Consider the following 7,742-nt stretch of genomic DNA (forward strand, 5'->3'; position numbering starts at 1 on the left):
CCCTCCATGCCCGCGATGCCGCCCACGCCTACCTGGAGGATCTTCCCGAGCCGCTCGCACAGCCCGCCGGAAGCGACGAGCCCGCCGCGGCGGCCCCCGCCGGTCCCGCCGGACGTACCCACGGCACCCGCGCGGCCTTCCGGCGCTGGCGGCGCACCCGGCCGTTCTGGGCGACCGTCTGGACCGCGCTCGGCGGCTTCGTCATCTTCTTCCTGCCGATGGCCCCGCTCGGGAAGATCCTCCAGGTAGGCGTGGGCGGCATCGCGGGCATGGCGGGCGGTGTCGTCCTCATGGCGATGCCGATCGCGAGGTCCGGCAGGGTGATGGCGCCGGAGATGGTGGCGCCGTGGGCGTCGGCGTTGAGGTTCCTGATGTCGGTGCGGCCACCGGTGGCGTCGAGTCCGAACTGGCCCGGGGCGCCGTCGGTGATCCCGCTGCTCTTGATCCCGGCGCCGTCGGCGGCGGCGCCGATGACGTTCGGGCTGGTGTCGCTCGCGTGGAGCGTGGCCGTGGCGGCCTTGAGCGACTGGGCGTCCAGGACGAGCTTGTTGGCCTGGAGTCCGGCGCCGGCGACGAGTTGGTCGCTGGTCAGCGGCGTGGCCGCCGCCGGTGAGGAGATGTTGAGCGACCAGGTGCCGAGGCTGCCGATCACCGGGAGGTTGACGGACTGGACGGCGTGCACGCAGATGCCGTCGAGGCCGGCCTTGGCGAGGCCGACCTCGGCGGCCCCCTTGGCGCCGCCGGCGTCGATGGTGTGCATGACGGCGCCGATGCCCTGCGGGGCGGCCACCGTCTTCGAGCTGAGGGTGAAGGGGACGCTGGTCAGCGAGAGGTTCGCGGCGAGCGCGCCCTGGACCATGGCCGTGGCCATGGCGGCGACGGCCGCCGTGGCGGGCACGGCGAGGAAGGCGGATCTGCGCCAGCGGGTGACGCCTCGGGTCTCGTGCTGCATGTGGTCTCCAACCGTCGTCCCGCACGTGCCGCGCGGGGGATCCGGAGTCGCATGACACTTCACGACTGCTTGTTTGAGAATTGGACACTCTTCCAAGAAGTGTCAACACTTCGAACAATTCTGGGGCCGAACGCGGCTGGACTAGGCTTGCCCGATGCCACGGTTCAGGGAGACGGTCCGGACGCTGCTGCGCGAGCGGCTGCTGGACGCCGCGTACGAGGCGGTCGCCGACCGCGGCTTCGACAAGCTCCGGATGTCCCACCTGGCCGGCGCGGTCGGGGTCAGCCGCCAGACGCTGTACTCGGAGTTCCCCTCCAAGGAGGCGGTCGGCGAGGCCCTCTTCCAGCGTGAGCTGGAGCGCTGCCTGGTCGGCATCCAGGAGGGGCTGGACGCCCACCGGGACGACCTGAGGGCGGCGGTCGAGGCCGCGGTCGGCTTCACGCTCACGCTGGCCGGCCGGAACCCACTGATCAAGGCCATGCTGACGAGCACCGGCGAGGACGGCCTCCTCTCCTACCTGACGACCCGCTCGGCGGCGGCCTTCGACCTGGCGACGGCGATGGCCGACGCGTACGTCACGGAGGCCTGGCCGACGATCGACCCGGTGGCGCGGGACCTCGCCGTGGACGCGGCGGTGCGCCTGACGGCGAGCCACATCGTCCAGGCGACCTCCTCGCCGGAGGAGTCGGCCGGCCGGATCGCGGACACCGTCGTACGGGTCGCCCTGAGTACGGGCACCGAGCGCATGCCGGCGGCCGCACCCCAGGCCTGAGCGGCGACGGATCCCCGGCCGGGACAGGAAGCTCCGGCCCGGCCCGCTGCGCTGCCTAGGGCCCCGGCCCCGCATAACCCTCCAGGACAGGGCGGTTGCCGATCTCCGCGGACGCCGAGACCGGGAAGGCCCGCAATCCGACCCGGCCCTCGATCCGCGCGATCTCGCCCCAGCCGTACGTCCGCGAGTCGTCCGACAGGTCGGGGTTGTCGCCCAGGTAGAAGAACGATCCCTCGGGCACGGTCCGCAGCGCGGTCCGCGCGGAGCCCGTCCCGTCGGGCCCGCAGCAGGCACCCGCTCGACGGGCCTGCGCCGCCCACTGCGGTGCCACGACCCGCCGGACCGGGCCCGTGCCCGCCTCCTGCAACAGCACCTGGAAGGGCTCCTCGGGCGTGGACACGATGGCGACGCGGTCGCCGGGCAGCCCGATCACCCGCTTGACCAGAAGCGCGTCCCTTTCGGTGGCCCGGAGCAGGACCACGTCGAAACGGCGCGCCGCCGCCGCGGAGCCCGGCGTCGCGAGCACCCGGTCCCCCGGGTGGAGGGTCGGCGCCATGCTCGTACCGTCGACTCGTACCCCGAGTGACGTCACGGCCACGACCGCCACCAGGCAGAGCACCACGCCGACCCCGAGGACGACGGCGGCCACCCGACGCACGGTCACCGGGGTCCGGTCCGGCCCGGGGGACGGGCGCGGAGCCGGCCGCTGAGGCGAACGCGGGGACGGCCACCGGGGAGTGCGCAGGGGCGTCCGCGAGTACGTCCCTGCGGACGGCCGTCCCGGGAGTCCGGCAGCCGTACACCGCCGGACCGGTCGATTTCGGTCATGGCGGGACGGTAGGCCGGACGGCGGGCGGCGGCCGTGACCGTACCGCTCAGGGTTGTTGACCGGACGCGCGCGACAAAGGGACCGAGGGGGCGACCGGGTGGTCCGCGGTCCCGGTCCGGGCCTGGTAGGCCCGGGGCGTCTCGCCGGTCCAGCGCCGGAACGCCCGGTGGAACGCGCTGGGTTCGGAGAATCCGAGCCGGCGCGAGAGACGCTCGATCGAGATCCGGCCGACGGCCAGCTCGGCGAGGGCGTGGTCGCGCCGCACCTGGTCGCGGACCCGCTGGTACGTGGTCCCCTCGGCGGCCAGCCGGCGGCGGAGGGTCTGCGGGCTGACGGACAGCAGGACCGCGATTTCCTCGGGCGTCGGAACCCGGCCCGCGGGCAGGGACCTGCCGATCAGGTGCCGCACCCGGCCGGTCGCCGTGCTCCCGTAGTCGGCGCGGACGAGCACGTCGACGGGAGCCCGCCGGAGGAAGACCTTGAGCGCGGCCGCGTCCCGCAGGACAGGCTCGTCGAGGTCGGCGCGGTCGAGGACGGCGGCCGTTCGCGGGGCGCCGAAGACGCAGGGCGCCTCGAACAGGAGGGCGCACTCGCCCGCGTGGCGGGGTTCGGGGTGGACGAACTCGACTCTGCGCAGCCCGACCCGCCGCCGGACGAGCCAGCCGGCGAAGCGGTGCGCGACCAGCACGGTGGACTCGGCGCCGACGTGCAGGGGGTCGTCGTACCCGGAGAGGTCGAACTCCAGCCGGGCCTCGTCGGCGTCGCCGGCCCCGGCTGCGTCCGCCGCCGGTTCGACGAGGCGGAACCACGGCCCGCCGGGGAAGAGCGCGTAGAAGGCCCCGGCCCGTCGGAGCGCCTCGCGCAGGTCACGGCTGCCGTGGACCACGGCGTGGGCCATCATCGCGAAGGTCCCCACCTTGCTGGGGGCGCCGCCGAAGCCGATCAGCTCGTCGTCGAGGGCGGCCCAGAGCATTCTGACGAGCTGCCCGAACCGCTCGGCCGGAACCCGCTCCGACGGGGCCCGGTCCGCCGGGCCCCGGTCCGCTGGGGCCCGTTCCGCCAGAACCCGCCCAGCCGTGCCCCACTCGGCCGTGCCCCGCTCCGACCCCCGTTCCAGCGACGGGACTTCCTCGGCCAGCGTCGCGGGCAGGCCCGCCCGGGCGAGCAGGGGTCCGGTGTCGAGGCCGCGCCGCTGGGCCGCAAGCAGCACGGCTCGTACGTGATGGGCACTCACCGACTGCGTCAGCACCCCCGCCGCTCCCTCCCCCGTGGACAGTTTCCCTGCCAGTTGTCCAGGATCGGACACTCTAGTCAGAACTGTAAGGCGGAGAACGTCCGATCCTGTGAACGGGACACAGGTCACAGCCGTACCTTCGGGCTGGGGCGGAAGCGCGCCGAACGCACGAGGATAAAGGGGCAGCAGATGAGCGGAGTGGCACGCCGGACCGTGGTCGCGGCGGCAGGCGGTACAGGGCTGGTCGCGGTGCTTGCCGCCTGCGGGGGCGGAGACAAGGGCGGCACCGGCGACGGGGACGGCGGCGGCACCGGTGGCACCGAGGGCGCGGTGAACGGCGGGACGGACGACGGGGGCGACGCCCCGGAGGCCGAGACCCTCGCGCTGACCGGGGACATCCCGGTGGGCGGCGGGAAGGTCATCGCCGGCAAAGGCGTGGTGATCACCCAGCCCAAGGCCGGCGAGTTCAAGGCCTTCTCCTCGAAGTGCACCCACGCGGGCTGTGCCGTCGGCAGCGTCAAGGACGGGGTCATCGTCTGCCCCTGCCACCAGAGCCACTTCAGTTCTGCCACGACTGGCTGATGTTCACCCTGCGCTCGCAGGGCATCGAGCCGCGGATCGGCCATCTGGCGGGGGAGCTTCCAGCAGGCGAGTACGTCGTCGGTCGTGGTGATCGTGGCGACGAGCGCCAGGGTGTGACGGATCATCGCGGGGGTGTAGTCGGCCGGCACCCCCGCGATGGCGTCCGCGGGCACGACCACGGTGTAGCCGAGGTTGACGGCGTCGAAGACGGCGTTGGGCACGGCCACGTTGGCGGAGACGCCGGTGACGATCAGGGTCCGGCAGCCGAGGTTGCGGAGCAGCGGGTCGACGTCGGTCCCGGCGAGGGGCGAGAGCCCGTGCAGCCGCCGCACGACGAGGTCCTCCTCCGCGACCTGGATCGGCTCGGCGACGCGTACCGCCGCGCTCCCGCTGTGCTGCTGGACGGGCAGCCGGGACGCGGCCCGGAAGAGCCGGGCGTTGCTGTTGGCGCCCCGCCCGTCGGGGCGGCGTTCGGCGACGGCGTGGATCACCTGGACGCCGGTCTCGTGGGCGGCGGCGACCAGCCGTGCGACGTTCCGCAGGGCTCCCGACGTGCGTGCGGCGGCGGCCAGTTCGGGCAGGGCGCTGTCCGGCCCGACGACCCCCTGCTGGCATTCGACGGTGAGCAGTACGACCCCGCCGTCCGGCCTGATCCGCTCCCCGAGCCGCTCTCTCGCAGTCCGCTCCATGGCCTCTCCCCTTGCACGCGCGCGAATGGCCCCCCATGCTTTCTGACGTCTCATCAGAAATCCAGAAGGGTGCGGACGATGACCGTCGCACAGCGCCGTGGACGCCGGATCATGATGACCCCGGCGGAGCTCGACTCCTTCCTCGCCGAACAGCGCACCTGCCGGGTCGCGACCGTCTCCGCCGACGGCCGCCCGCACGTGAGCGCGCTCTGGTTCGCCTGGGACGGCTCCTCGCTCTGGCTGTACTCGCTGACCCGCAGCCGGCGGTGGGCGGAGCTGCGCGCCGACCCGAGGATCGCCGTCGTGGTGGACGACGGCGTGGAGTACGGCGAACTGCGCGGCGCGGAGCTGTCCGGCACGGTCGAGTTCGTGGGCGAGGCGCCGCGTACGGGCGAGCCGTGCCCCGAACTGGACGTGCCCGAGCAGCTGTTCGCCGCGAAGAACTTCGGCCTCGACGCGATGCCGCACGACGGGAGGCACGCCTGGATGCGCCTGACACCGGACGCGATCGCCTCCTGGGACTTCCGCAAGCTCGCGGGCCTCTGACGGGAGGCGGACGGTTCGGCGGGAGTCGGCCGGTTCGGCGGGAGGCGGACGGGCGCGCGGCGGCGGGCGGCTTCGTCCGGGGCCCGGTCAGCCCCCCAGCGGACCGGCCGCCTCCCGCAGCGCTCCGATAACCGCCCGTACGGAGGGCCGACGCCCCGCGTCGGACCGCCAGGTCGCGTAGATGTGGCGCCGCACCAGCTGCCGTACGGGGACGAAGACGACCCCTTCCGGGACGGGCCGCCCGAGCCGGGGCGTGACGCACACGCCGAGTCCGGCCGCGACCAGAGCCAGCTGGGTGTGGTGCTCCCCCGCCAGATGGCCGATCCGCGGCTCGATGCCCTGCGAGCGCAGGGTGAACATCAGCCAGTCGTGGCAGAACTCGCCCTCGGGCCAGGAGACCCACTCCTCGTCGGCGAAGTCCACCAGGTCCACCGCCTCGCGCCCGGCGAGCCGGTGCCCGGCGGGCAGGGCCACGTCGGCGGCGTCGTCGAGGAGGTGGGCGCGTTCGAGCCCGCCGGGCACGGGTGCCCGCTTGTTGCTCCAGTCCAGGACGAGCGCGAGGTCCGCGTCGCCGCGGAGCACCGCGCGCACTCCGCTCTCGGGCTCCAGTTCCGTCGTACGGACCCGGAGCTCGGGGTGCCCCTCGCGCAGGGCGGCGAGCGCGGCGGGGAAGAGGCCCCGGGCCGCGGTGGGGAAGGCGGCGACCCGCACCTCGCCCACCACCTGGCCGCGCTGTGCCTCGATGTCGGCCTGGGCCAGCTGGACCTGGGAGAGGATCCGGGCGGCGTGCTCGGCGAGCAGCTGCCCGGCGTCGGTGAGCCGCACCCCCCGGCCGTTCTTGGCGAGCAGCTGCTGGCCCACCTCGCGCTCCAGTTTGGAGAGCTGCTGGGAGACGGCGGATGTGGTGACGTGCAGCCCGTCGGCCGCACCGCTGACCGAGCCGTGCCGGGCGACGGCGTCGAGCGTGCGCAGGCGCTCCAGATTCAACATGTAAGCAATACTAAGGGGAGGGGTCGAGGAATTCTCGCTTGTTCTAAGAGGTCGCTGCGGCCACTCTGAGTGCATGAGCCCCGCAGCCCCGCTCCCGCCCGCATCACCGCCCGCCGTCTCACGCCTGCTCGACTGGCGCGTCCGCTTCGGCATCCTGGCCCTGATCTGGGGATTCAGCTTCGTCTTCATCAAGGTCGGCACGGAGGGCTTCGCGCCGTTCCAGGTGACCTTCGGACGTCTCCTCTTCGGTACGGCGGTGCTCGCCGTGGCCCTGGTCGTGAAGCGCGACCGGCTTCCGCGCGGTGCCCGCGTCTGGGGCCATCTGACCGTCGCGGCCTTCCTCCTCAACGCCCTGCCGTTCTCCCTCTTCGCGTACGCCGAGCTGACCATCCCGTCGACCCTGGCGGGCATCTGCAACGCGACGACACCGCTCTGGGGCATGCTGCTCTCCCTCGTGGCGCTCTCCGAGGACCGCCCCACCCGGGTCCGCGCGGCGGGCCTCGGGATCGGCTTCGTCGGGGTGCTGACGGTGCTCGGCGCGTGGCAGGGCTTCTCGGGCGTCGACGTGACGGGCACGGCGCTGGCTCTGCTCGCCTCCCTCAGCTACGCCGTCGGCTGGATCTACGTCCGCAGGACGCTGAGCGGCACGGGCGCCTCGAACCTCTCGCTCGCCGGCTCCCAGGTCGGGCTCGCCACCCTGCAACTGGCCGTGGTCACCCCGCTGTTCACCTCGATGCCGACGTCCGTGGAGGTGCTGCCGCTGCTCGCCGTGATCGCGCTCGGCGCGCTCGGCACGGGGTACGCGATGCTGCTCCAGTACGGGGTGGTGGCGGAGGTCGGCCCGACGACGGCCGCGATGGTCACGTACTTCATCCCGGTCATCGCGACGGCGGCGGGAGTAACTCTCCTGAACGAACAACTCACCTGGAACACCCCGGTCGGCGCGATCGTGGTCCTGGCAGGAGCAGCCCTCACCCAGACCCGCCGCACACCCCGTACTGGAGCAGCATCGCGTACCCCGTGCCGAGCGCGCCGAGCGCGATCACGGCGAGCAGCGGCAGCACCTCCACGGACGTCGGCATCGAGGTGAACAGCGGGGTGACCACGGCCAGTTGCAGGGTGGCGAGCCCGACCTGGGAGCCGGCGAG

8 protein-coding genes and 1 pseudogene are annotated in these 7,742 nt (G+C 73.4%); 5 read left to right on the forward strand and 4 right to left on the reverse strand.

Annotated elements, in window-relative coordinates; all coding sequences use genetic code 11:
• The first annotated feature begins 32 nt into the window (after positions 1 to 32).
• Positions 33 to 1,007, forward strand: coding sequence for a DUF6114 domain-containing protein (locus EAO70_RS40195; RefSeq protein WP_410090956.1), 975 nt, complete (start codon positions 33 to 35; stop codon positions 1,005 to 1,007).
• A 99-nt stretch (positions 1,008 to 1,106) separates the two neighbouring features.
• A complete protein-coding gene (locus EAO70_RS02000) occupies positions 1,107 to 1,724 on the forward strand; it encodes a TetR family transcriptional regulator (protein WP_148001312.1) in 618 nt (205 codons plus the stop codon).
• A gap of 55 nt (positions 1,725 to 1,779) precedes the next feature.
• Here the strand turns inward: EAO70_RS02000 and lepB are convergent, their stop codons facing one another.
• Both lepB and EAO70_RS02010 read right to left on the reverse strand, forming a co-directional pair.
• The gene (gene lepB / locus EAO70_RS02005; protein WP_148001313.1) at positions 1,780 to 2,388 is read right to left on the reverse strand and encodes a signal peptidase I; all 609 of its coding nucleotides are present in this window, start codon (positions 2,386 to 2,388) and stop codon (positions 1,780 to 1,782) included.
• Between the two features lie 211 nt (positions 2,389 to 2,599).
• Positions 2,600 to 3,802 carry an AraC family transcriptional regulator gene (locus tag EAO70_RS02010; protein WP_148001314.1) on the reverse strand — a complete coding sequence of 401 codons (1,203 nt, stop codon included), beginning with the start codon at positions 3,800 to 3,802 and terminating at the stop codon, positions 2,600 to 2,602.
• Between the two features lie 174 nt (positions 3,803 to 3,976).
• Here EAO70_RS02010 and EAO70_RS02015 point away from each other — a divergent pair, with 174 nt between their 5' ends.
• The gene (locus EAO70_RS02015) at positions 3,977 to 4,369 is read left to right on the forward strand and encodes a Rieske (2Fe-2S) protein (RefSeq protein WP_148001317.1); all 393 of its coding nucleotides are present in this window, start codon (positions 3,977 to 3,979) and stop codon (positions 4,367 to 4,369) included.
• A 44-nt stretch (positions 4,370 to 4,413) separates the two neighbouring features.
• Here EAO70_RS02015 and EAO70_RS02020 read toward each other — a convergent pair.
• Positions 4,414 to 5,058: pseudogene (locus EAO70_RS02020) on the reverse strand (cysteine hydrolase); the annotation flags it as partial.
• Between the two features lie 78 nt (positions 5,059 to 5,136).
• Between EAO70_RS02020 and EAO70_RS02025 the strand changes: the two are divergent.
• Positions 5,137 to 5,604, forward strand: a complete 468-nt coding sequence (locus EAO70_RS02025) for a pyridoxamine 5'-phosphate oxidase family protein (RefSeq protein ID WP_148001315.1) — start codon at positions 5,137 to 5,139, stop codon at positions 5,602 to 5,604.
• A gap of 87 nt (positions 5,605 to 5,691) precedes the next feature.
• Here the strand turns inward: EAO70_RS02025 and EAO70_RS02030 are convergent, their stop codons facing one another.
• A complete protein-coding gene (locus tag EAO70_RS02030) occupies positions 5,692 to 6,594 on the reverse strand; it encodes a LysR family transcriptional regulator (protein WP_148001316.1) in 903 nt (300 codons plus the stop codon).
• Positions 6,595 to 6,667: 73 nt separating this feature from the next.
• Here EAO70_RS02030 and EAO70_RS02035 point away from each other — a divergent pair, with 73 nt between their 5' ends.
• Positions 6,668 to 7,684: a DMT family transporter gene (locus EAO70_RS02035; protein ID WP_261992594.1), complete on the forward strand. Its 1,017-nt coding sequence runs from the start codon at positions 6,668 to 6,670 to the stop codon at positions 7,682 to 7,684.
• Positions 7,685 to 7,742: the final 58 nt, after the last annotated feature.

This window comes from Streptomyces sp. adm13(2018) (genome assembly GCF_008042145.1).
In the GTDB taxonomy this organism is placed as follows: domain Bacteria; phylum Actinomycetota; class Actinomycetes; order Streptomycetales; family Streptomycetaceae; genus Streptomyces.